This window comes from Streptomyces sp. NPDC041970, from assembly GCF_055588985.1.
Genome location: NZ_JBVJCD010000010.1, coordinates 18,535 through 40,367, shown reverse-complemented (window position 1 = coordinate 40,367; position 21,833 = coordinate 18,535). Strand labels below are relative to the sequence as shown.

Below are 21,833 nucleotides of genomic sequence, written 5' to 3'. Positions count from 1 at the left end.
ACGCGATCCCTGCTAACCGGAGGTTTCGGTGAGTTTCGGGTTGCCCCAGACGAAGGAGTCGACCTTGCAGTAGAGCGGATCACCGACCAGGTCGACGCTTTGCAGCGTCAGTCTCTCCGCGCCCCCGATATCCAGGTCGACCTCGACCACCCGGTCGCGGGTCGCGGTCCATGATCCGGCCATCCTGCCGTCGACGCGTACGCCGAACGTGCCGACGGCATCCGCGTCATCGGCGTCCGCGGTGATCCCCAGGGTGGCGGTGAACCGGGTGTACCGCCCCTTCAAGGCGTACTCGGCCCCTCCGTCGAGCACGCTGCCCGAGAGCTGACAGCCGCTGGACAGACTGTCGGGGTACTCACGGCCGGCCAGGCGAAACGAGCCCGGAGTCATCTCCTCGGACCCCTCCTCGGGCACTATCGCCGACAAGGAGCGCACAGTGGGCCTCGTAGGGGCACTGCGGGAGAAGGCGGGTGCACTCGTCGACGGCTCCGGCTTCGCCGGGCCGCTGGTCCGCACGGCAGTGGGCCGCTCGCCCCCCGCCGCCGGATCCTTCGAGTCCGCCTTCTGCATACCCAGCCACACACCGAGCACCAGGACGACCGCGGTCGCCATGGCAATGCCCACTCCTGCTGACAGGCCGCGCGCCGTGCCGCGCCTACCGGTATCCGGCGGGGCGGTCGGCGGCTGGTGCGCTCGCCCACCAGTACGCGACTCGTCCGAAGCGGACCTGCCGAGCGAACGGTGTGCACCCTCACCACCCGGCCCCGGAGGAAGAACCCGCTCGTCGACGGGGGAGTGACGCAACGCCTCGAGGTAGCGGTCCTGGCAGACGTCCAGTTCTCGTACGGCCTCCACGCGGCGGCGCGCGAGTTCGTCACGTCGTACCGCCAACGCCTTGCCCTGGGCTCGCAGACGCTGCCTCTCGTCAGCGTGTGTCGACCTGGAGGACAGCTCCTCGAGCCGGACTCGGACCTCCGCTTCCTTTCGGCGGACATCCGCCAGTTCGCCCGCGACGCTCCGCAAGGCCATCTCCAGGTCGTACAGGCGCAGCAGCAGCGAGTTCTGATCACTCCCGCCGGCCGTGCCCAGCAGCCCGAGCCTGTACCGATAGTCGCGCAGTGTCTCGCGGGTGACGGATTCGAGAGCCTGCGGGGTCAGATCGCTGCGGCGGGCGACTTCTTCCAGAACGGTTTCGACCACATTGAGCGGAGGCATCGTCCGGCCGGCTGTGTAACTGCGGATCGTCTCCGCGTAGGCGGGATGCCGCCTGCCGAACTCACGCGCCCCCAACCCTGCCCGCTCCAGCAGACGCCTGAGGCGCTCGCCGAAATCCTTTCTCAGCCCGGCTTTCGCCTCGATGCCCAGGGGGTCCTCGTCATCGGGCGGCGTGCTGCCGTCGGTGGGCATCGTGTGCGCTCCCTCACCAGTCAACCGCGTACCGAGAGTCGTACGTGGTGAGTGTGGTGCAGTCGCGCACCACCGCGCAGCCCGTTCAGAGTATCCGTCAGGCCCCGCGACCAAGGGCGCACGATGCCGCCGCCCGGGAGGCGAGGGCCGGATCCCGTGGCTGACCCGTGAAAGGAACTCACCGTGAACGACCCACTCGACGAGAACGTGCTGGTCGCCGTCGTGCTCGCCCTGGCCGGCGTGGCAGCCGGCTACGCGGCGTACAGCAACACTCGATTCGGTGCGGCGCTGGCCGTCGCCGTAGCCGTCGTCCTCATGCTCCATGCCCTGATCAGGCAGCGCTGAGTGATCGATCCAGAAGGGAGGCTCCGACATGGTGTCGTCGAAGCGTAGGGGAAGCCATGGGGCGTCCGCCCATGCGAGGGCGCCACAGGTTCAGAAGCGCGCGGCCGTCACCGGCGCAGAGACGGGGCAGGACGAGGCGCACCGAGCTCGGGGACCTCCGGCGGGGGCGGGGGCAGCCGCTGTCCCCGCGTGCGAGCAGCGCGCCGAGCGGCACCGGGCGGGCGCCGGCGGGGCCGACGCCCGGACCTCGAGGGCGCCTTGCCGCCGAGTGCACCACTTGGCGTACGGAGGCGGTCTGGACGACGAACGTGCTCGGCGCCTCGCCCCTGCGGCCCCTTCCTCCCGCCCGGCCTCGACTCTCCCCACGGCGCGAGCCGCGCAGTTCGGGAGCGGCGCGGAAGGGTCGGCGAGCGCGCTGAAGGTCGACACAGCGGGAGCAGCCTCCTGGACGATCAGCCTGTGGCCGCCCCGATTGTCCTCAGTGTTTCGCTGCCTTCTTGGCTTGCTTCCGCTGGGCCTTCCGCTCGGCCTTCTCAAGCTTCTGAAGCTTCTCGGGCTTCTCCACCGTCTTGGCAGCCTTGGCCGCTTTCGGCGGGCTGCTTGGCCGGCTCGGAGGAGGGGTGAGTGTCGTGCGCCTGAGGGGAGTAGCGGCGGGCGTTGTGTGACTGCTGGTGATGGCGTCGGGCGTCCGGTTCGTCGGGCGCGGGGCGGCGGGGGAGGGGCTGGGGTCGCGCACAGGCGCAGTCCGCGTCGGTGCGCGGTGCGCGGTGGGGGACGCTGTCGCGGGCGTACGCGAGGCGTCGTGGTGTTGTGGTGGGGGATTGCCGGTCAGCGTGATGAGGGTTGCCAGACCGGCGGTGACCGCGGCGGCGCCCGCCACGAAGGGGCGTGCGCGTGCGGTCGCGGTACGTCGAGAGGTCCGTCCGGCGCCCTCGGCAGGCTTCGGATGCGTACGGTCCGCCGTTTCCGGGGTTCCCGAAGGCGCGTAGAGGCTCGTGACTCGTTTCGGGGGGCCGCTGTCGAGAGGGGCGCTGCGGGCCAGGGCCGCCAGGGCGCCGGCGCACTCGCCGGCATCGGGGCGGTCGTGCTTGTCCGGCGCCGTCATGCTCCGCAGCAGGCGCCTCAGACGCTCGGGCAGGTGAGCGGGGATGGCGGGTGGGCGGTGCAGTCGCGCGATGGCTACCTCGAGCGGGGCGCCGTCGTACTCGCGGTGGCCGGTGAGGCATTCCAGAAGGACCAGGCCCAGCGCGTAGATGTCCGCCGGCCGGCCGACGCTCTGGCCGAGCACTTGCTCGGGAGAGAGGTAGGCGGCGGTCCCGATGAGGGTGCCCGTGGCGGTGCGGTAGGTGGAGTCCAGAAGTCGGCTGATGCCGAAGTCGGTCAGGTGAGGGCTTCCGGCCGCGTCCAGGAGGATGTTGGAGGGCTTCACGTCCCGATGGACGATTCCCGCCGCGTGGGCGTGCGCGAGGGCCAGGGCGAGATCGGCCCCCAGGGCCGCGGTCTCCTCGATCGGGACGGCTCCCTTCTCGATGCGGCGACGCAGCGTGTGTCCCTCGATCAACTCCAGGACGAGAAAGGCGCGCCCCATGTCCTGGCCGGCGTCATAGACGCTGACGAGGCATGGATGGTGCAGGTGGGCCAGGAGCAGCGCCTCCCGTCGCGAGTCCTCCTCCACGTCGACGCCGGAGTCGGGACGGAAGACCTTGACCGCCACCCGCCGCCCCAGCCGCAGGTCCAGTCCCCGGTAGACGTCCGCGGCGCCACCCGAGCCGATGCGTTCGTCCAGGCGGTACCGGCCGCCCAGCACCTCGGTGGAACACTGGGAAGCCGCGGCGCGAGCCGATTCTCGAAACGCCATACTCTCTCCGCTATCACTGCGGGGGCGTGCTCAACCCCGACGAGCCGTGACCGGCGAGCCACCGCGAGCGGGTACCCGCTAGGAGGCGCGATAGCCCCGCGCCACCGCGGTGAAAAGGACCGGACCACCGAGAGGGCGTCCCTCACCGTCCGCAAGGCCGCGCTCGCCGCCCGCGCCCGCCGCGCCCTGCGGCGACTGACCCGGTCTCCGAAGGAGACGGCGCCGGCCTGAGTCCCCACCGGGTCGTCCGCGCACCGCAGAGACTTCTCACGACCTGGGCCGGCGCCTGCCCGACGCGTTGTGCGCGTCCCGGCTCGCCGGGACCGGGGCCTCGCCTTCGCCGCCGTCGGCGGACCTCGCGGGCTGCCGGTCCGGCTCCCGGTCTGCCGCCGCCGCGCCCCGGGGCCCGTCGCTCCGTCACCCGTGCACGCCGGCGGCGAGGCTCGCGCGGAGCAGCGCCGCCTCCTCGTCGAGGTGGCGCAGGAGGGCTTCGAGGGCGGGGGTGCGGGTGCGGTGGGCGGCCTCGGTGACGCCCACCGTGCGACCCACCGAGGGGAGTTCGACCGGCAGCGCGGCGAGGTGCTCGTCGTCGCGCAGGACCAGTTCGGGCAGGAGCGCCACCATGTCGGTCTGGAGGAGCAGGGCCCGCATGGTGAGGATGGAGGTGCACTCCACCCGGTCGGCGGGCAGCGGCAGCCCCCGGTCGACGAAGAGGGCGCCCAGTTCCTGGCGCAGGGCGGTCTGCTCGACCGGCAGAATCCACGGGTAGGCGAGCGCGTCGGTGAGCGCGACGGCGCCCCCGGCCGCCCCTCCCGCCAGCAGCGGGTGCCCGGCACGGACGGCGAGCCGGATGGGCTCACGGTAGAGCATCCGCTGCCGCAGCGCCTCGCCGCCGCCGGGGGCGGGTCCCACCCGGCCGACGATGAGATCGAGTTCGCCGCCGAGCAGAGCAGGGTGGAGGACGTCGGGGGTGCCCTCGCGGACCACGACGATGAGCCGGGGCCGCTCCTTCTTGAGGCGGGCCACGGCCCGGGGGAGCAGCACGTTGGCCCCGGCGAGCAGGGTGCCCACGGTGACCGTGCCGTCCTGGCCCTGGCGCAGTCCGGTGAGGTGCTCCTTGGCCCGTCTGATCTCGGCGACCACCGCGCGGGCGTGGCCGACGAGCGCCTCGCCGTAGACGGTGGGTCGCATCCCGCGCGGAACGCGGACGAAGAGCGGGAGTTCGGCGACGGCCTCCAGTTCGCGCAGGGTGCGGGTGGCGCCGGGCTGGGTGAGGTGGAGGCTCTCCGCCGCCCGGACGACGCTTCCGTGGTCGTAGACCGCGATGAGCAGGGTCAGGTGCCGGAACTTCAGCCGGCCGTCCAGGAGGTCCATCGCCGGGGCTCCTTCCGGGGTGGCGGTGGGGCGCCAGAGGGCGTGGCCGCACCGCGACATACCAGGATCGTTATGGCTCTCTTACCGATCGGCATTGGATCGGCATAGCTGGGTGGGCGCACTATACCGGCACGCCCTGGGGCGAGTTTCGGACAGCTCCCGGCCCGGCAACGGAGGTTTGCAAGGTGAGTTCACCCGTGCGTCATTACGTAGGAGGCGGGTTCGACGCGTCCGGCGTGGCGTTCCCGCTCGTCGATCCGGTCACCGGCCGCACCGTCGGCGCGGTGCCGGAGGCGTCGCGGGAGCTGGTCGACCGGGCCGTGGCCGCGGCTCACGCGGCGTTGCGCGGGCCGTGGGCGGCGTGGAGCCCGGCGGAGCGGTCGCGGCTGCTGCACCGGATCGCCGACGGGATCGAGGCGCGCTTCGAGGAGTTCGTCGCCGCCGAGTGCGCCGACACCGGCAAGCCCCGCGAGCTGGCCTCGACGGTCGACATCCCGCGCGCGGTGGCCAATTTTCGCTCCTACGCGGAGCTGCTGGCCGGGCGGAGCGAGCGGTCCTGGCACACCCCGACGCCCGACGGCCGGGGTGCTCTGAACTACACGGTGCGCAAGCCGCTCGGCGTCGTCGCGGTGGTTTCGCCGTGGAACCTGCCGCTGCTGCTGCTCACCTGGAAGGTCGCCCCGGCCCTCGCCACCGGCAACGCGGTCGTCGCCAAGCCGTCCGAGCTGACCCCCGGCACGGCCTGCCTGCTGGCCGAGGTGATGGCGGAGGCGGGCATCCCCGCGGGCGTCTTCAACCTGGTGCACGGGCGGGGGCCGGACGCGGCCGGCCAGTGGCTGACCGAGCACCCCGGGGTGGACGCCGTCGCCTTCACCGGTGCGTCCCGCACCGGTGTGGAGATCATGCGGGCGGCGGCGGCCCGGCTGGCGCCGGTCTCCTTCGAACTGGGCGGCAAGAACGCGGGCCTGGTCTTCGCGGACGCCGACCTGGAGGAAGCGGTGGCGGGCACCCTGCGGTCCGCCTTCACCCACAGCGGTCAGGTCTGCCTGTGCACCGAGCGGGTGTACGTGGAGCGGCCGGTGTTCGACGCGTTCGCGGCGGGGCTGGCCGCCGGGGCGAAGGAGCTGTCCGGCTACGGGCCGATGGTGTCGGCCGCCCACCGCGACAAGGTCCTGGGCCACCTGGAACGGGCGGCCGCCGACGGCGGCGAGGTGCTGGCGGGCGGCGGGGCGCCGCGCTTCGGGGACGAGCGGGACGGTGGCTTCTGGGTGGAGCCCACCGTGCTGGCCGGGCTGCCGGAGGACCATCCGGCGGTCCGGGACGAGATCTTCGGCCCGGTCGTGCACCTGGCGCCGTTCGACACCGAGGAGGAGGCGCTGGCCCTCGCGAACGCGGGGCCGTACGGGCTGGCCGCCACCGTGTGGACCGGCGACGTGCGCCGCGCCCACCGGGTCGCCCCGGCCCTCGACGTGGGCATCGCCTGGGTCAACACCTGGAACCTCCGCGACCTGCGCACCCCGTTCGGCGGGGTGAAGGCGTCCGGCATCGGGCGCGAGGGCGGCGACCACTCCCTGGACTTCTTCTCGGAGCCGATGAACGTGTGCGTGAAGCTGTGACGACGACCCGGAACGACCCGGCGGTGCGGGACGCCGCCGAACGCCTGGACCGGGCGCACCGCACAAGGGTGCCCTGCGCCCCCGTCCGGGACCTGCTGCCGGCCGGCGACCTGGACGCGGCCTACGCCGTGCAGTCGCTGCTGACCCGGCGCCGGCTGGCCGAGGGGCGCCGGATCACCGGCTGGAAGGTCGGCCTGACCTCGCCCGCCGTGCAGCGGCAGCTCGGCGTGGACACCCCGGACTTCGGGGCCCTGTTCGACGACACCGCCGTGCCGGACGGCGCGGAGCTGCCCTGGGGGGTGGTGCTCCAGCCGAAGGCCGAGGCCGAGGTGGCGCTGGTCCTGGAGCACGACCTGCCGCACGAGCGGCACACGGTGGCCGACGTGATCCGGGCGACCGCCTTCGCACTGCCCGCCGTCGAGGTGGTCGGCAGCCGGATCCGCGACTGGGACATCACGGCCGTGGACACGGTCGCCGACAACGCCTCCAGCGGGGCGTACGTGCTCGGCACCCGCCCGGTGCCGCTGCGGGACCTGGACCTGCGGACCGCCGGGATGGTGCTGGAGCGGCGCGGCGAGCCCGTCTCCACCGGCGCGGGCGTCGCCTGCCTCGGCCATCCCCTGCACGCCGCCGTCTGGCTGGCGGACACGCTCGTCCGGCTGGGCACGCCGCTGCGGGCCGGGGAGACGCTGCTCACCGGGGCGCTCGGGCCGATGACGGCGGTGGCGCCAGGCGACGTGCTGGAGGCCCGTATCGACGGACTCGGTTCGGTGCGCGCGGCCTTCGGGCCCGCCGCCGCGGAAGGAGACCCCCGATGACCCTGGCAGACCCGATGGCACCGGTGGACCCGGCCGTGCTGGCGGAGGCGCTGGACGCGGCCGCCCTGGGCGCGCGCCCGCTGCCCGGCGGCGGCAGCGGCCTCACCACCACCGCGGAGGCGTACGCCGTGCAGGAGGCGCTGATGGCACGGCGGTTCGCCCGGGGCGAGCGTCCCACCGGGGTGAAGCTGGGCTTCACCAGCGCCGCCAAGATGCGGCAGATGGGCGTCTCCGACCTGATCCACGGGCGGCTGACGGACCGGATGGAGATCCCGGACGGGGGGCGCTGCGACGTCTCCGGTCTGATCCACCCCCGGGTCGAGCCCGAGATCGCCTTCCTGCTCGGCGCGGTCCTCGCGCCGGGCGGCGACCCGGCGGCGGCGGTCGCGGCGGTGGCCCCGGCCCTGGAGGTCATCGACTCCCGCTACGACGGCTTCCGCTTCTCGCTGCCCGAAGTGATCGCGGACAACACCTCCGCCGCCGGGTACGCGCTCGGCCCCTGGACCGCGGCGGCCGGGCTGGGTGGACTGCGGTCCCTGGCCAACCTGGGCGTGGTGCTGGAGGTGGACGGCCGCCCGGCCGAGACCGGTTCGACGGCCGCGATCCTCGGCGACCCGCTGCGCGCGCTGGCCGCCGCCGCCCGGCTGGCCGGCCCGCTCGCCCCGGGGACGGTCGTCCTCGCCGGGGCGGCGACCGCCGCCGTGCCGCTGCCGCCGGGGACGCACGTGCGGACCGCGGTGGCCCGGCTCGGTTCCGTCGGCTTCACCACCGGGGAGGCGGCGTGATCGTCCCCGACGCGGCCCCGCCGCGCGGCCGCTTCCCGCACCTGCGGCGCGCGGGCGACCTGGTCTTCGTCTCCGGCACGAGCTCCCGCCGCCCGGACGGCGGCTTCACCGGGGCGAGCGCCGACCCCATGGGCGTCACCGACCTCGACATCCGGGCCCAGACCCGCGCGGTCCTCGACAACATCGCGGCCATCCTGGCCGCCGTCGGCGGCGGTCTGGACGACCTGGTGTCGGTGACCGCCTACCTGGTCAACATGAACGACTTCGGCGGCTACAACGAGGTCTACGCCGAGTACTTCGACGAGACCGGGCCGACCCGGACCACCGTCGCCGTCCACCAGCTCCCCCACCCCCACCTGCTGATCGAGATCAGCGCGGTGGCCCACCTCCCCCAGCACCCGAGCGAGGAACCGCACCGATGACGATGAGACCGTTCAACCTCCAGGCGTGGATCGAGGAGCACCGCCACCTGCTGAAGCCACCGGTCGGCAACGTGCAGATCTGGCAGGACGCCGACTTGATGGTGACGGTCGTCGGCGGCCCCAACCGCCGCACCGACTTCCACGACGACCCCATCGAGGAGTTCTTCTACCAGCTCAAGGGCGACATGGTGCTCCGCGTCATGGAGGAGGAGGGCCGGCCGCCGCGCGACGTCCACATCCGCGAGGGCGACGTCTTCCTCGCCCCGGCGCACCTGCGGCACTCCCCGCAGCGGCCGGAGGAGGACAGCATCGGCCTGGTCGTCGAGTTCGCCCGGCCGCAGGGCCTCCGCGACGCCTTCGAGTGGTACTGCGTCGAGTGCCACCACCTGGTGCACCGCAGCGAGGTGCAGCTCACCTCGATCGTCGACGACCTGCCGCCGGTCTTCTCCGCCTTCTACGCCGATGCGGCCGCCCGCGCCTGCGGGCACTGCGGCGCCCTCCACCCGGGCAAGGACTGGCCCGAGGAGCTGCGGCCCCGCACCCGGCGCGACGAGGCGGGCGGCGCATGACCGTCGTCGACGTCCACGCGCACGTCTTCCCCGAGATCGGCCGCGCCGAGTCGCGCCGGATCACCGGCTCCGAGGACGGCCCGTGGCTGCGCACCGCGGACGGCCCCGACGCCGGGATGATGATGGCCGGGGCCGCCGAGTACCGGCCGGTGCGCCGCACCCTGTGGGACCCGGCCGCCCGCGTCGCCGACCTCGACCGGCTCGGCGTCGACGTGCAGGTGCTGTCCAGCACACCGCTGCTGTTCGGCTACGACCTGGAGGCGGCGCGGGCCGCCGACTGGTGCCGGGCCGTCAACGGGCACCTGCTGCGGTACGCCGCGCACGCCCCCGGCCGGCTGGCCCCGCTGTGCCAGGTGCCGCTCCAGGACACCGAGGCCGCCTGCTCGATGGTCACCGAGGCGATGCGGGAGGGCTTCCACGGCGTCCACATCGGCAACCACCTCGGCGACCGCGACCTCGACGACGGCGCCCTCCTCGAATTCCTCGCGCACTGCGCGCACGAGGACGCGGCCGTCCTGGTCCACCCGTGGGACCTGCCGGCCGGGCCGCGCCACTCCCGCTACATGCTGGCCTGGCTGGCGGGCATGGCGGCCGATACCCACCTGACGATCCTGTCGCTGATCCTCTCCGGCGCCTTCGAACGGCTCCCGGCGTCGCTGCGGCTGCTGTTCGCGCACGGCGGCGGCAGCTTCCCGTACCTGCTGGGCCGGGCGGAGAACGCCTGGCACCGGCGGGACATCGTGCGCGCCGACAGCCCGCATCCGCCGTCGTACTACACCGAGCGCTTCGCCGTGGACTCGGCCGTCTTCGATCCGGGGGCGCTGCGGCTCCTGGTGGACGTGATGGGCGCGGAGCGGGTGCTGCTCGGCTCCGACCACCCGTTCCCGCTGGGCGAGGAGTCCATCGGCCGGCTGGTACGGGAGAGCGGCCTGGCCGCCACCGAGCGCGAGGCGGTCCTCGGCGGCAACGCCGTCCGCTTCTTCGGACTGACCCCCCTGCTGAAGGAGGCCGTGCGGTGAAGGCCGCCGTCATCGGATCGGGCAACATCGGCACCGATCTCCTCATCAAGATGATCCGCGGCTCGGGGCTCGTGACCGCCGCCGCGATGATCGGCATCGACCCGGACTCCGACGGGCTCGCACGGGCCCGCCGGCTCGGCGTGCCGACCAGCTCCGACGGCGTCGCCGGGCTGATCGCCCTGGACGGCTTCGACGGGATCGACGTCGTCTTCGACGCCACCTCGGCCGCCGCCCACCACCGCAACGCCGCCGAGCTCACCCCGTACGGGAAGACCCTGATCGACCTCACCCCGGCGGCCCTCGGCCCTTACGTCGTCCCCTCCGTCAACCTCGACGAGCACCTGGACGCTCCCGACCTGAACATGGTCACCTGCGGCGGACAGGCCACCGTGCCCGTCGTCGCCGCCGTCTCCGCCGTCACCCCCGTGCACTACGCGGAGATCGTCGCCTCGATCGCCTCCCGGTCCGCCGGGCCGGGCACCCGGGCCAACATCGACGAGTTCACCGAGACCACCTCCCGCGCCCTGGAGCGGGTCGGCGGCGCGGCCCGCGGCAAGGCGATCATCGTCCTCAACCCGGCCGAACCGGCGCTGCTCATGCGGGACACCGTGCACTGCCTCGTCGACGACGCCGACACCGGCCGGATCGCCGCGTCGGTGCACGCGAAGGCCGCCGAGGTCGCCGCGTACGTCCCCGGCTACCGGCTCAAGCAGGAGCCGCAGTTCCGGACGCTCGCCGCCGACGACCCGCTGGTCCGGCTCGGCGGCGGAGCCCGGCTGCTCGTCTCGGTCTACCTGGAGGTCGAGGGCGCCGCCCACTACCTCCCCGCCTACGCCGGAAACCTCGACATCATGACCGCCGCCGCGCTGCGCACCGCCGAGCGCCTGGCCGAACGGAGCACGGGCCGATGACCCGCGTCTACGTCCAGGACGTCACCCTGCGGGACGGTATGCACGCCGTCTCCCACCGCTACACCCTCGACCAGGTACGGGCGATCGCGGCCGCCCTGGAGGCGGCCGGCGTGGACGCCGTGGAGGTCGCCCACGGCGACGGCCTCTCCGGCTCCTCCGTCACCTACGGCCCCGGCGCCCACACCGACTGGGAGTGGCTGGAGGCGGCGGCCGAGGTGCTCGACCGGGCCCGGCTCACCACTCTGCTGCTGCCCGGCATCGGCACCGCCGCCGACCTGCGCCGCGCCCACGCGCTCGGCGTCACCTCGGTCCGCGTCGCCACCCACTGCACGGAGGCGGACGTCTCCGCCCAGCACATCGCGCTCGCCCGCGAACTGGGCATGGACGTCTCCGGCTTCCTCATGATGTCCCACCTCGCCCCGCCCGCCGAACTGGCCGCGCAGGCACGGCTGATGGAGTCGTACGGCGCGCACTGCGTGTACGTCACGGACTCCGGCGGCCGACTGACGATGGACGGCGTGCGGGACCGGGTCCGCGCCTACCGGGACATCCTCGACCCGGCCACCGAGATCGGCGTCCACGCCCACCACAACCTCGGTCTCGGCGTCGCCAACAGCATCGTTGCGGTGGAGGCGGGCGCACACCGCGTCGACGCCTCCCTCGCCGGGCAGGGCGCGGGCGCGGGCAATGCCCCGCTGGAACCGGTGGTCGCGGTGCTCGACCTGATGGGCTGGGAGCACGGCTGCGACCTCTTCCCCCTGACGGACGCGGCCGAGGAGCTGGTCCGGCCGACGCAGGACCGGCCCGTGCGGGTCGACCGGGAGACCCTCATGCTCGGCTACGCCGGGGTGTACTCCAGCTTCCTGCGGCACGCGGAGGCGACCGCCGCCCGGCACGGGCTCGACACCCGCGACCTGCTCGTCGAGGCGGGCCGGCGACGGCTGGTCGGCGGGCAGGAGGACCTGCTCACGGACATCGCCCTGGACCTCACCCGGACCGCCGCCGATCCCGCCACCCCCACCCCCGACCACGGAGCCCCCACATGCTGACCGACCCCGACCTCACCACCCGCGCCGAGGCGCTGGACGCCGCCGACCCGCTCGCCGCTGTCCGGGACCGCTTCCTCCTCCCCGACGGAGTCGTCTACCTCGACGGCAACTCCCTCGGCGCCCTGCCCGCCGCCGTCCCGGCGGCCGTCGAGGGCGCCGTGCACCGCCAGTGGGGCATCGACCTGATCCGCTCCTGGAACGCCAACGGCTGGTGGGAAGCGCCGGTGCGGACCGGCGACGCGATCGGCCGGCTGGTCGGCGCGGCCCCCGGGCAAGTGGTCGCCGGGGACTCGACCAGCGTCCAGCTCTTCAACACCCTGCTCGCCGCCGCCCGGCTGCGCCCCGGCCGCCGGCTGCTGCTGACCGACCCGGACCACTTCCCCACCGACCAGTACATCGCCGACTCGGTGGGCCGGCTGCTCGGCCTCGACGTCCGCCGGGTGCCGGCGCGGGACGCCGCCGCCGTGCTGGCCGCCGAGGCGGGGAACGTCGCCGTCGCCGCGTACGCACCGGTCGACTACCGCACCGGCGAGCTGTACGACATGGCCCCGCTCACCGCCGCCGCGCACGCCGCCGGGGCCCTGATGCACTGGGACCTGTGCCACGCGGCGGGCGCCCTGCCGGTCGAACTCGACGCGGTGGAGGCGGACTTCGCGGTCGGCTGCGGCTACAAGTACCTGTCGGGCGGGCCGGGCGCCCCGGCGTTCGCGTACGTCGCCCACCGCCACCAGGAGGGCTTCGACCATCCGCTGACCGGCTGGCACGGGCACGCCGAGCCGTTCGCGATGGCGGGGACGTACACCCCGGCGGCGGACATCACCCGGGCCCGGATCGGCACCCCCGCGCTGCTCTCCCTGATCGCCCTGGAAGCCGCGCTCACCGCCTTCGACGGGGTGGAGATGGCCGCCGTGCGGAAGAAGAGCCTGTCCCTGACCGGCTTCTTCCAGGAGTGCGCCGACATCCTCCTCGACGGCCTCGGCTTCACCACGGCCACCCCGCGCGAGCCGGAGCGCCGTGGCAGCCAGGTCGCGCTGCGGCACCCGGAGGCGTACCCGCTGGTCGCGGCGCTCACCGCTCGGGGCGTGATCGGCGACATGCGCGCGCCCGACCTGCTCCGCTTCGGCTTCAACGCCCTGTACGTGACGCACGCCGACGTGCTGCGCGCGGTGGTCGAGCTGCGCGACATCGTCACCTCCGGCGCCCATCTCGCCCCCGAGTTCCGCCGGCGCCCCACCGTCACCTGAGCCCCCCGTCCGCTCTCTCCCCCCCCGCCCCGAAAGGACCGTCCGATGCGCTTCACCCGCAGGAACACGGCTCTCGCCACTGTCGCCGCGGCCGCCGTCACCGCCGGCCTGCTCCTCCCCGGCGCGTCCGGCGCGGCCACCGCGACCGCCGCCGCCACCGACCCGAACGTCCGCGCCGTGTGCGCCGACCGCCGCCCTGGGCCGGCCGACCCGGGCGCGTACGGTATGCAGCTCGACGGCACGTTCCGGCACCCCGCCCTCACCCCCGTCGACGAGGAGTCCGACCACCCCTTCCCGGGGCGCAACGCCGCGTACGACACCCGCTCGTACATCAAGAACATGAAGGTCGAAGCGGCCTACGAGGGCGCCGACTTCACCCCCGACTACTTCCACACCTGGCAGAACGTCGTCGACTTCCACGGCCGCCGCTACCTCTTCCAGTACGACCGCTCCGAGGGCCGCGTCTACGACATCACCGACGTACGGAAGGTGAGGGTCGTCGAGCGGATGAGCCGCGAGGACGTCGGCGGCGACGAGACCCGGTCCAACGGCGACTGGGCGGCGCAGGACTACTGGGGCGCCTCCACCGTCCAGTGGAACAAGAAGCTGAACGCCTACGTCATGGTGCAGAGCTTCGAGAGCAAGCGGCAGATCTCCGAACTCTCCGACCATCCGCCGCTCGACAAGTACGACAACCCCGACGGCGTACGGAAGCTGCGGGAGAAGCCGGGGCTCAAGGGCTTCAAGGTGTACCGCCTCGACGGCCCGCGCAAGAAGGACTGGAAGCTCCTCGCGACCGTCTCCACCGACTCCACCCAGGCCGACCCGCTGCGCAGCGACCCGGCCACCGCCCAGCAGGGCTCCGGCTCGATCGACGTGCCGTACTGGACGGGCGAGAAGTACATGTTCATCGCCACCGCGCCCGACGACACCTACTCCGGCACCGAGTACCCCACCAACCTCCACTCGGCCGGCTACCAGTCCTGGGACATGTCCGACCCGGCCCACCCCAGGCTCCTGGACACCTGGCACCTGCCGGGCCAGCGCACCGGCGAGGACGCGGCCTACCGGCAGAACCCGCGCTGCGGCAACCGCACCAGTTGGATGGGCGCCCGGATGCCGCTCTTCCTCCCCAAGCCCGTGGAGAAGGGCGGACGGTACGCCTTCGCCGCGATGGGCGGCTACGGCCTGACGGTCCTCGACGTCTCCGACCCGTCGAACCTGCGGACCGTGAGCCACCTCGACCTCCCGGCGTCGGTCTCGGGCACCGAGGGCGACAACATCGACGTCTCCCAGTACGAGAAGACGGGAATGATCTACTACTCCGGCTACCCGCTCACCGAGGACTGCTACGAGCCCTACAAGGACGTCTACCAGATCGATGCCAAGGACCCGAAGAACCCCCGCGTCGTCGGCGTCCTCCCCCGCCCGGTACCGCCCAAGTCGGCCGGTTTCACGGACTACTGCCAGCGGCGCGGCAGCTTCGGCCCCAAGCGGACCGGCTACTACACCAACCCGGGCAAGCACGACGCCGGCACCCTCGGCTACGGCTTCTACAACGCGGGCGTGCAGTTCTTCGACGTGTCGGACCCGGCCGACCCGGAGATCTCCGCGTACTTCGTGCCGAAGGCGTACGGCCGCGACACGGCGGAATACGCGTACGGCAACCAGACCCACGGGGTCTACGTGGAGTGGGACCGGAACATCGCCTGGGCCCTGACCAACCACGGCATCTACGCCCTCTCGACGAAGGTCCTGGGCAAGCCCGACCTCGACGCCCCCGCCAAGCCGTTCCGCAACAGCGAGTTCTGACCGACCCTCCCCCCATCGCCCACTCCCGTGCAGAAGGGCCCACCGCCATGGCCTCACCCAGCGACTCCGCAGCCCCCGCCCCGCCGGCCGCCGACGGCGCCAGACCCGCTCCCGAGTCCGGCTCCGACAAGGGGCTGGTCCGCTCCCTCACCCACCGGCAGACCACCATGATCGGGCTGGGCTCCGCGCTCGGCACCGGCCTCTTCCTCGGCTCCGGTACGGCGATGTCCGTCGCCGGGCCCGCCGTGATCGTCTCGTACGTGATCGGGGCGGTCCTGGTCGCGATCATCGCCGTGCTGCTCGGCGAGATGTCCGCCGCCCACCCCGTCCAGGGCTCGTTCGGCACCATCGCCCGCCGCTACCTGAGCCCCTGGGCCGGCTTCCTCAGCAGTTGGCTGTACTGGTTCAGCGCCGTCGTCGTCATCGGCACCGAGGTCGTCGCCTCCGCGCTCTACATCCGCTGGTGGTGGCCTGCGGTGCCGATGTCGGTGGCGATCCTCGCCGTCGCGGCGATCGTCCTCGCGGTCAACGTGATCAGCGTGAAGTCCTTCGGCACCACCGAGTTCTGGCTCTCCAGCATCAAGGTGACGGCCCTGTGCGCCTTCATCCTCTGCGCGGCACTGCTGGTCCTCTTCGGGCTGCCGGACACCGAGGCCACCGGCTTCGCGCACCTCACCGACGACGGCGGCTTCCTCCCGCACGGCCCGAGCTCGATCTGGCTGGCCATGTCCGTGGTGATGTTCGCGTACGCCGGTTTCGAGGTCGTCGCCATCGCCTCCGCCGAGGCCGCCGACCCGCAGCGCACCATACGCACCGCGATGCGCCAACTGGCCTGGCGCCTCGGCTTCTTCTACCTGCTCTCCATCACCCTGGTGCTGGCCCTGATCCCATGGCGCCGGATGGCGGACGGCGACGGCAGCGTCGAGGCGAGCCCCTTCGTCCGGGTCTTCTCCGAGATCGGCGTGCCCGCCGCCGCGACCGTCACCAACGCGGTCGTGCTCATCGCCGCCATGTCCGCCGCCAACGCCCACCTGTACGGCGCCTCCCGGCTGCTCCACTCGCTCGCCGACGACGGCCTCGCGCCGAAGCCGCTGGCCCGGCTCAACCGCCGGGGCGTCCCGGCGGTCGCGATCGCCGCCTCCACGCTGGGCATCGCGGCCGCGGCCCTGCTCGCCTTCTACGACGTCAGCGGCCTCTTCGGCGTCATGATGTCGATCGCGATCTTCGCGGTGATGTTGGTGTGGCTGCTGATCCTGGCCTCGTACGTCGCCTTCCGGCGCCACCGCGTCGCGCACCCCGGCGAGTTCACCGGCTTCTCCGTCCGGGGCGGCGACAAGCTCGCCGTCGTCGCGGGGCTCGGCGTCCTCGCCGTCGCGGCGACAGCGGTGAAGGTGCCCGACATGCGGCAGGCGGCCGTCATCGGCATCGCCTTCACCCTCGTCCTCCTCGCCTGCTACGCCCTGACGGCACGGCGACGGCGCCCCGCCTAGCGGTTTCGTTCGGATCAGCGGGCGGACCAGAGGGGGACGCCTGCGATGTCCGCGCCGGCCCGGGCCACCGGAGCGGTGAAGACCCGCCCCCACGTGCCGTCGACGGCCCCCATCCGCAGCCGGTTGTGGACGCCCCGCCGGTCGGCGCGCTTCTCCGGCAGGTGCACCCGCTGGACACCGGTCCGGCCCTTGCAGGCGATCGCGTCGATCACCTCACGGTGGTCCCGCCATCGGCCACCCCGCTGCGGCGTCCGGTCAGGGAGCAACGGCTCGATCCGCGCCCCTGCGCATCAGCCAACGGCACACCCCGACCAACGGACGACCGATCCAAAGGAAATCGCCCAGCCGCCTCGCGTCCGTCACGAAGGGCCGCTCCGAACCTCGGTGCGGCCCTTCGGCGCCGGAGCTCCGGCTGCACATGGCGCGTGACCTCGGGGCGGCCCACGGCTGACGGACCTCCGTGCCGCCCCGGCCCCCGCTCACCGCCGCGGCCGGGCCCGCCGCGGCGGGAGCCGGAGGACCCGGTACGCGGCCTCCCCGGCCGGCCACGGGCTGACCGGGGAAGCGGCGTTGAGCGCCCTGCCGGCGACGGCTCCGTGGCCGTCCCGGTGGTGTCGGTCGCGGCTCCGGCCGGGGGCCTTCCGCCCCTGCCGGACTGTTGCGGGCGCGCACGGGTCGCCTGCCCGGTCAGTGACGGCCCCGCGCGGCCCTTCTGCGGGTCGTGCGGGCGACGGTGAAGGCGAGTTCGGCCAGTTCGTCGCGTTGCCAGCCGAGGGCCCCGGCCGCGTTCATGCCGTCGCCCTCGTTGTTGTGCGCCAGTTCCACCGAGTACAGATCGACGGCGCCGCGCCGCAGCAGCCGCTCGCGCAGCTCCTCGCGGGGCACGTCGGTGAGATGACGGTGCGAGACCGTGAGCGGACCGTAGGCGTGCGACCACTCGGGCTCCATCACATGCAGCACCTGCGTCTGACGGTCGGCCGCGACCGCGGTCTGGGTCTCGCGGTAGGTACGGATGACGGAGTGGCCGCCGTCGACCAGCCGGAAGACGCTGACGTTGCCGGCGGGCCGCCTGCCGTACAGCACCGCCTGCTGCACCAGCGTGGGCACGATGTCGGGGACGAGGGCGCCGGCCCCGTCCCCGACGAACGCCAGGACGTTGTCGTCGCGCGTCACGGCCACCGCGGGCACCGCCTGCAGCGCGTCGCCCATCAGCGCCCGCCCGTACCATCCGGAGAAGCCAGGCCCGGTGCGCGGCAGGTTCCGCACGGCGGAGATGCCGCCGCGCCCCACCTCGTACAGCCCGGTATAGGTGTAACCGTGATCGGTGATCAGCTCGTCGAGCAGTTCGCCGAGTTGATGGAAGAAGTAGTTCGGGCTCATCGGCCTCAGCGGCAGCCGGTGCAGCACATCGGAGGCGCTGTCCCGTGTCTCCTCGATCGCCCTGCGGCGGCCCTCCAGCACCTGCGGATCGACCACCAGGCGCTCACGCAGCGCCCGCAGGAATCCTTTGGCGTCGCCGACCACCGGGTGATCGGTGAACGGCGCGATGTGCCCGGGGGTGTCGGTGACCTGCACAACGCGCAGCCGGCGCTCCAGGGCGTCCGGCGGGAACGGCGTCGACAGCTCCGTGATCCGGCTCTTGAGGAAGAACAGCGCCTGGTCGGCCCGGCCGCGCAACCGTCCCTCGTGATGCAGGAACGCGTGCACGCGCGCCGAGCAGCCCATCATCCCCAGAGTGCCCAGATAGTTCGGTACGGACGCGCCCGCGTGATAGCGGCTCACCGTGCCGGGCCGGGTCAGCGAGTCGGCGAGCGCGATCCCGGCCGACCGGGCGAGGGCAAGGGTGAGCGCGCGCTCCTCCTCGTCGAGCCGGCCGCACTGCCACAGCAACCGGGCGGGTTCCTCGTTGACCAGCCGCACCACGGGAGTGAGGGCGCTCTCGGTGACCTGGACACGGTTGGTGGGGGGAGGACCCGGTGCTGCCGGCTCCTCCCCGGTGGCGGATGCGTTCAGCACGGCGTGGGTGGCCAGCAGGACGACCGGGCCCTCATCGGCGTCGTACGCCTCCCGGGCCGCCGCGAGGTCCGCGGGGAGCCGGGCCGGATCGTCCAGATGGAGCGTGACCAGACGGCGGGCCCGCAGCACCTCACGGGAGTCGCCGTCCTGGTCGATCGTCCCCTGGAACGGGAACCAGCCGCCCGGATCCGGCTCACCGCAGACGATGAAGCCACGGGCCCGGGACTCGCGTAAGTTGGCCAGGGTGCCCTTGAACTCGTCGACCATGCCGTTGGTGACCACGATGAGGAACGGCGCCTCGTCCAGTTGCCAGCGCGCCAATGCCCCACAGGCCAGTGCGTGTTCGGAGGGGCCCCGCAGCACCGGGTTGCCGGAGTGTTCCGCGGTCCGCTCCAGCTCACCGATGAGGCCCGTCATGATGGAGCCGGTGTAGTAGTGCAGCCCCCAGGTGTCGCCGGCGCGCGCGGTCAGGAACGAGTGCAGCCACTGGGCGAGCACGCGCCGCGGCACGGACTCGGCACGGATGACCTGGGTGACGTGCCGGTACTGCACCTGGTCCGTGAACGCGCAGATGACATCCGCGGCGAGCAGCCAGGACCGGTCGGGCACCTGTTTGAGCGTGTACGGCCGCCCGAGCCGGACCGGTGACCGCCCCAGCCGGTCGTACACATGCACGCTGTACGCAGACTCGTGGGCGATCACCTCACGGGGCAGCGCCGCGAAGAACCCCGCGAGCGCCGGCTGGACCGTGTCCGCGAACGGGTCGGTGTCCAGCCCGGCGGACGGCGCGTCCACCAGCAGCAGCGCGAGGGCAAGGCCCGGAGAGCCGGCCGTGGCGCCCCGTACCGCCTCCGCCGCCTCGGCGAGCGTGTCCGCGCTCACCAACGCGACCTCGTCGTCCGCCAACGCCCGCGCCAGGAAGCGGCGCGCACGCCGGACCGTCTCCTGATAGACGTCCGGCCGGTCGTCATGGACCGGCCCCTCCGGGTCCCCAGGGCCGTCGGTGGCATCGGCCAACGCGGTGCGCACCGTGTCGTGGAACGCGGGACGCGCACCGACACTCACCACCAACAACCGCTCCCCGGCGGCGGACTCCGGCCACGCACCCGTGGCCGGGATGACGGTGGAGGTGTCCGACGTGGTCACCGGGTCTCCCCGTCGACCGGTGCGGCCGGGCGGGCGGGCACCGCTTCGATGACGCGCTCGGCCCGGTCGGAGCGCGTCCTGGGGCTGTGCACGGCGAGGACATCGAAACCGGCGTCCTCGAGCAGGCCCCGGTACTCGGTCTCCGACCGGTCCCAGCCCTGGAGCATCACCAGCATCAGCAGATCGATCAGCCGTTCCTGGACCGCCTGCTGGGACAGTTCGGAGCCCTCGGGCACCGGAACCTCCAGACGTTCGACGACGAGCAGCCGGCCATGGTCCGGGATCACCTCGCGCACCCGGCGCAGGATCTGCGCGGCTCGCTCGTCGTCCCAGTTGTGCAGCACACGGCAAAGGACGTAGACGTCGCCGCCCGCGGGCAGCGGGTCGAAGAAGCTGCCCGCCACCAGATCGATCCGGTCGGCGAGGCCCAGCGCGGCCAGCCGTTCGCGGGCCGGGCCGAGCGCCTCCGGCAGTTCGGCCAGCACACCGCGCATCCCCGGATGGCGTGGCAACAACTTGGCGAGCAGGTTGCCCTGGCCGCCACCGACGTCCACCAGCGTGGCGGCGCCGCTCAGGTCCACCTTGTCCAGCGCGGGCGGCACCGGGGCGGTGCCCATCGCGGCGGTGAACTCGGCGGCCACCTCGGGCCGGTCGGCGAGATAGTCGTAGAACGGCAGCCCGTACAGCGCGTCGAAGGCGGGAAGCCCGGTACGCAGGGAATCCATGATCCCGCCGAAGGACCGGTGCACCTCCTCACCGAACAGCAGCGCGGCAGGACGGCTGGAACGCACGGTGTCGCCGCACAGCAGCCTGCCGGTGGGCGTCAACGCGACGACCCCGGGCTCGGGTTCATTCAACAGGCCGACCGCGGTCAGCACACGCACCAGGCGGCGGAACGCGCGGACATCGGCGCCGGTCGCCGCGGCGAGCTCATCGGTTGGGCGGGGGCCTTCGGCCAACAGCTCCGGCACCCCCAGCTTGGTCAGGGCGTAGCACGCCTGGGCCGGCCAGCCTCCGGTCAGGATGGCGAGGAGCGCGATCCGGTCCCGTACGGAGGGCGCGGCGACCGTCCGGTCGAAAGTCGCTGTCATGCCACACCATTCCTCACGCCGGTCCGGTCCAGGTACGCGCCGATGGAGCGAATCGCCTCTGCGGCCGCGATGGCGTGGCCGCGCCGGTTCGCGTGCCTGCCGTCGGCGCTGAGCAGACCGCCCTCACCGGCGACGGGGTGATCGAAGAGATCGATGTGGATGGTCTCCAGTTCGCGGGCGAGCCTCCCCGTCACCTCCGCCAACGCGTGCAGCCGCTGCCCGAACCGTTCCCGTACGGCGGCGGTCATCCGCGGGTCCCGCGAGCCGTCGATCATGCTGACGGTGACGACGGTGCAGCCGCTCTCCCGCAGCGCGGTGACGATGGCGCGCAGCTCGGCGCCGACGCGCTCCGGGTCGAAACCGGTGACGAGGGTGTCGTAGCCTCCGCACGCGACCAGGGCGAGGTCCGGGCGGAAGTCCAGCACCTTGGCCAGTTGGGACGACCGGACGAGGGCGGCGCGGGTGTTGCGACGGCCCATGTTGCGGTACGCCATGCCGGGAGCGTGCCGCTGGAGGGTGGTGGCCAGCCGGTCGGCCCAGGGCTGGTCGAGGTAGCCCGGTACGGGATCGCCGAGGCCCTCCGCCACGCTGTCCCCGAACACGACGAACCGCCTCCAGGGGTGCCCGACCAGCAGCCGGTCCGCCTCCCCTTCTTCCAGGCAGTACGGATCGACGCGCTCCGCACGTGCGCTGTCACTGTCGTAGGGCATCACGTGTGCCGCAGTCCCTTCTTCGTATGCGAGTCGGGAGGTCGCGCACCGAGGGGGCGACACGGCCGTTCGCATCATTTCGCACCACCGGCCAACAATCAATACGATCGGCCGTGCTCATACCTTGTCCGCCCGCCTGCCCACCCGAGGG

General features: G+C 73.1%; 19 protein-coding genes. 12 read left to right on the top strand and 7 right to left on the bottom strand.

The window, feature by feature from the left end; translation table 11 throughout:
* Positions 1-12: 12 nt before the first annotated feature.
* Entirely contained in the window at positions 13-1,407 is a 1,395-nt protein-coding gene (locus tag ACZ6EJ_RS08135; RefSeq protein WP_469265338.1) for an NPCBM/NEW2 domain-containing protein, read from the bottom strand.
* A 183-nt stretch (positions 1,408-1,590) separates the two neighbouring features.
* On the opposite strand from ACZ6EJ_RS08135, the gene ACZ6EJ_RS08130 reads away from it, so the two are divergent.
* Entirely contained in the window at positions 1,591-1,752 is a 162-nt protein-coding gene (locus ACZ6EJ_RS08130; protein WP_469265337.1) for a hypothetical protein, read from the top strand.
* Between the two features lie 478 nt (positions 1,753-2,230).
* Here ACZ6EJ_RS08130 and ACZ6EJ_RS08125 read toward each other — a convergent pair whose 3' ends face one another.
* Both ACZ6EJ_RS08125 and ACZ6EJ_RS08120 read right to left on the bottom strand, forming a co-directional pair.
* On the bottom strand, positions 2,231-3,610 hold the full coding sequence (locus tag ACZ6EJ_RS08125; RefSeq protein WP_469265336.1) for a serine/threonine-protein kinase: 1,380 nt from the start codon (positions 3,608-3,610) through the stop codon (positions 2,231-2,233).
* 417 nt (positions 3,611-4,027) lie between these two features.
* Positions 4,028-4,984, bottom strand: coding sequence for a LysR substrate-binding domain-containing protein (locus ACZ6EJ_RS08120; protein WP_469265334.1), 957 nt, complete (start codon positions 4,982-4,984; stop codon positions 4,028-4,030).
* Between the two features lie 197 nt (positions 4,985-5,181).
* Between ACZ6EJ_RS08120 and ACZ6EJ_RS08115 the strand changes: the two genes are divergently transcribed.
* The 11 genes from ACZ6EJ_RS08115 to ACZ6EJ_RS08065 are packed head-to-tail and all read left to right on the top strand — an operon-like array spanning position 5,182 to position 16,719.
* A complete protein-coding gene (locus ACZ6EJ_RS08115; RefSeq protein ID WP_469265333.1) occupies positions 5,182-6,600 on the top strand; it encodes a 2-hydroxymuconic semialdehyde dehydrogenase in 1,419 nt (472 codons plus the stop codon).
* Positions 6,597-7,418, top strand: a complete 822-nt coding sequence (locus ACZ6EJ_RS08110; RefSeq protein WP_469265332.1) for a 2-keto-4-pentenoate hydratase — start codon at positions 6,597-6,599, stop codon at positions 7,416-7,418. The genes ACZ6EJ_RS08115 and ACZ6EJ_RS08110 overlap by 4 nt, the downstream gene beginning before the upstream one ends.
* Entirely contained in the window at positions 7,415-8,203 is a 789-nt protein-coding gene (locus tag ACZ6EJ_RS08105) for a 2-keto-4-pentenoate hydratase (RefSeq protein ID WP_469265330.1), read from the top strand. Before ACZ6EJ_RS08110 ends, ACZ6EJ_RS08105 begins: the two co-directional genes overlap by 4 nt.
* Positions 8,200-8,625 carry a RidA family protein gene (locus tag ACZ6EJ_RS08100; protein ID WP_469265328.1) on the top strand — a complete coding sequence of 142 codons (426 nt, stop codon included), beginning with the start codon at positions 8,200-8,202 and terminating at the stop codon, positions 8,623-8,625. The genes ACZ6EJ_RS08105 and ACZ6EJ_RS08100 overlap by 4 nt, the downstream gene beginning before the upstream one ends.
* The gene (locus tag ACZ6EJ_RS08095) at positions 8,622-9,194 is read left to right on the top strand and encodes a 3-hydroxyanthranilate 3,4-dioxygenase (RefSeq protein ID WP_469265326.1); all 573 of its coding nucleotides are present in this window, start codon (positions 8,622-8,624) and stop codon (positions 9,192-9,194) included. Before ACZ6EJ_RS08100 ends, ACZ6EJ_RS08095 begins: the two co-directional genes overlap by 4 nt.
* A complete protein-coding gene (locus ACZ6EJ_RS08090; RefSeq protein ID WP_469265325.1) occupies positions 9,191-10,213 on the top strand; it encodes an amidohydrolase family protein in 1,023 nt (340 codons plus the stop codon). The genes ACZ6EJ_RS08095 and ACZ6EJ_RS08090 overlap by 4 nt, the downstream gene beginning before the upstream one ends.
* 50 nt (positions 10,214-10,263) lie before the next feature.
* Positions 10,264-11,124 (top strand): acetaldehyde dehydrogenase (acetylating), encoded by an 861-nt coding sequence (locus ACZ6EJ_RS08085; RefSeq protein ID WP_469265419.1) that lies wholly within the window; start codon positions 10,264-10,266, stop codon positions 11,122-11,124.
* Positions 11,121-12,173: a 4-hydroxy-2-oxovalerate aldolase gene (gene dmpG, locus ACZ6EJ_RS08080; protein WP_469265324.1), complete on the top strand. Its 1,053-nt coding sequence runs from the start codon at positions 11,121-11,123 to the stop codon at positions 12,171-12,173. Before ACZ6EJ_RS08085 ends, dmpG begins: the two co-directional genes overlap by 4 nt.
* Positions 12,167-13,417: a kynureninase gene (kynU, locus tag ACZ6EJ_RS08075; protein ID WP_469265323.1), complete on the top strand. Its 1,251-nt coding sequence runs from the start codon at positions 12,167-12,169 to the stop codon at positions 13,415-13,417. The genes dmpG and kynU overlap by 7 nt, the downstream gene beginning before the upstream one ends.
* Before the next feature lie 45 nt (positions 13,418-13,462).
* Positions 13,463-15,229: an LVIVD repeat-containing protein gene (locus ACZ6EJ_RS08070; RefSeq protein WP_469265322.1), complete on the top strand. Its 1,767-nt coding sequence runs from the start codon at positions 13,463-13,465 to the stop codon at positions 15,227-15,229.
* Positions 15,230-15,276: 47 nt separating this feature from the next.
* Positions 15,277-16,719 carry an amino acid permease gene (locus ACZ6EJ_RS08065; RefSeq protein WP_469265320.1) on the top strand — a complete coding sequence of 481 codons (1,443 nt, stop codon included), beginning with the start codon at positions 15,277-15,279 and terminating at the stop codon, positions 16,717-16,719.
* Between the two features lie 14 nt (positions 16,720-16,733).
* Here ACZ6EJ_RS08065 and ACZ6EJ_RS08060 read toward each other — a convergent pair whose 3' ends face one another.
* The 4 genes from ACZ6EJ_RS08060 to ACZ6EJ_RS08045 all read right to left on the bottom strand — a co-directional run bounded on the left by ACZ6EJ_RS08060 (position 16,734) and on the right by ACZ6EJ_RS08045 (position 21,682).
* The gene (locus tag ACZ6EJ_RS08060; protein ID WP_469265417.1) at positions 16,734-16,994 is read right to left on the bottom strand and encodes a transposase; all 261 of its coding nucleotides are present in this window, start codon (positions 16,992-16,994) and stop codon (positions 16,734-16,736) included.
* Between the two features lie 412 nt (positions 16,995-17,406).
* On the bottom strand, positions 17,407-19,881 hold the full coding sequence (locus ACZ6EJ_RS08055) for a hypothetical protein (protein ID WP_469265319.1): 2,475 nt from the start codon (positions 19,879-19,881) through the stop codon (positions 17,407-17,409).
* Complete coding sequence (locus ACZ6EJ_RS08050; RefSeq protein ID WP_469265317.1) at positions 19,878-20,972, bottom strand: methyltransferase; 1,095 nt, start codon at positions 20,970-20,972, stop codon at positions 19,878-19,880. Before ACZ6EJ_RS08050 ends, ACZ6EJ_RS08055 begins: the two co-directional genes overlap by 4 nt.
* A complete protein-coding gene (locus ACZ6EJ_RS08045) occupies positions 20,969-21,682 on the bottom strand; it encodes an SGNH/GDSL hydrolase family protein (RefSeq protein WP_469265315.1) in 714 nt (237 codons plus the stop codon). Before ACZ6EJ_RS08045 ends, ACZ6EJ_RS08050 begins: the two co-directional genes overlap by 4 nt.
* Positions 21,683-21,833: the final 151 nt, after the last annotated feature.

Excerpts from the sequence above, each read along its gene's own strand:
- kynU (WP_469265323.1), top strand. The coding sequence starts at position 12,167 with ATGCTGACCGACCCCGACCTCACCACCCGCGCCGAGGCGCTGGACGCC.
- ACZ6EJ_RS08065 (WP_469265320.1), top strand. The coding sequence starts at position 15,277 with ATGGCCTCACCCAGCGACTCCGCAGCCCCCGCCCCGCCGGCCGCCGAC.
- ACZ6EJ_RS08120 (WP_469265334.1), bottom strand. The coding sequence starts at position 4,984 with ATGGACCTCCTGGACGGCCGGCTGAAGTTCCGGCACCTGACCCTGCTC.
- dmpG (WP_469265324.1), top strand. The coding sequence starts at position 11,121 with ATGACCCGCGTCTACGTCCAGGACGTCACCCTGCGGGACGGTATGCAC.
- ACZ6EJ_RS08050 (WP_469265317.1), bottom strand. The coding sequence starts at position 20,972 with ATGACAGCGACTTTCGACCGGACGGTCGCCGCGCCCTCCGTACGGGAC.
- ACZ6EJ_RS08125 (WP_469265336.1), bottom strand. The coding sequence starts at position 3,610 with ATGGCGTTTCGAGAATCGGCTCGCGCCGCGGCTTCCCAGTGTTCCACC.
- ACZ6EJ_RS08105 (WP_469265330.1), top strand. The coding sequence starts at position 7,415 with ATGACCCTGGCAGACCCGATGGCACCGGTGGACCCGGCCGTGCTGGCG.
- ACZ6EJ_RS08090 (WP_469265325.1), top strand. The coding sequence starts at position 9,191 with ATGACCGTCGTCGACGTCCACGCGCACGTCTTCCCCGAGATCGGCCGC.
- ACZ6EJ_RS08070 (WP_469265322.1), top strand. The coding sequence starts at position 13,463 with ATGCGCTTCACCCGCAGGAACACGGCTCTCGCCACTGTCGCCGCGGCC.
- ACZ6EJ_RS08045 (WP_469265315.1), bottom strand. The coding sequence starts at position 21,682 with ATGCCCTACGACAGTGACAGCGCACGTGCGGAGCGCGTCGATCCGTAC.
- ACZ6EJ_RS08095 (WP_469265326.1), top strand. The coding sequence starts at position 8,622 with ATGACGATGAGACCGTTCAACCTCCAGGCGTGGATCGAGGAGCACCGC.
- ACZ6EJ_RS08085 (WP_469265419.1), top strand. The coding sequence starts at position 10,264 with ATGATCCGCGGCTCGGGGCTCGTGACCGCCGCCGCGATGATCGGCATC.
- ACZ6EJ_RS08135 (WP_469265338.1), bottom strand. The coding sequence starts at position 1,407 with ATGCCCACCGACGGCAGCACGCCGCCCGATGACGAGGACCCCCTGGGC.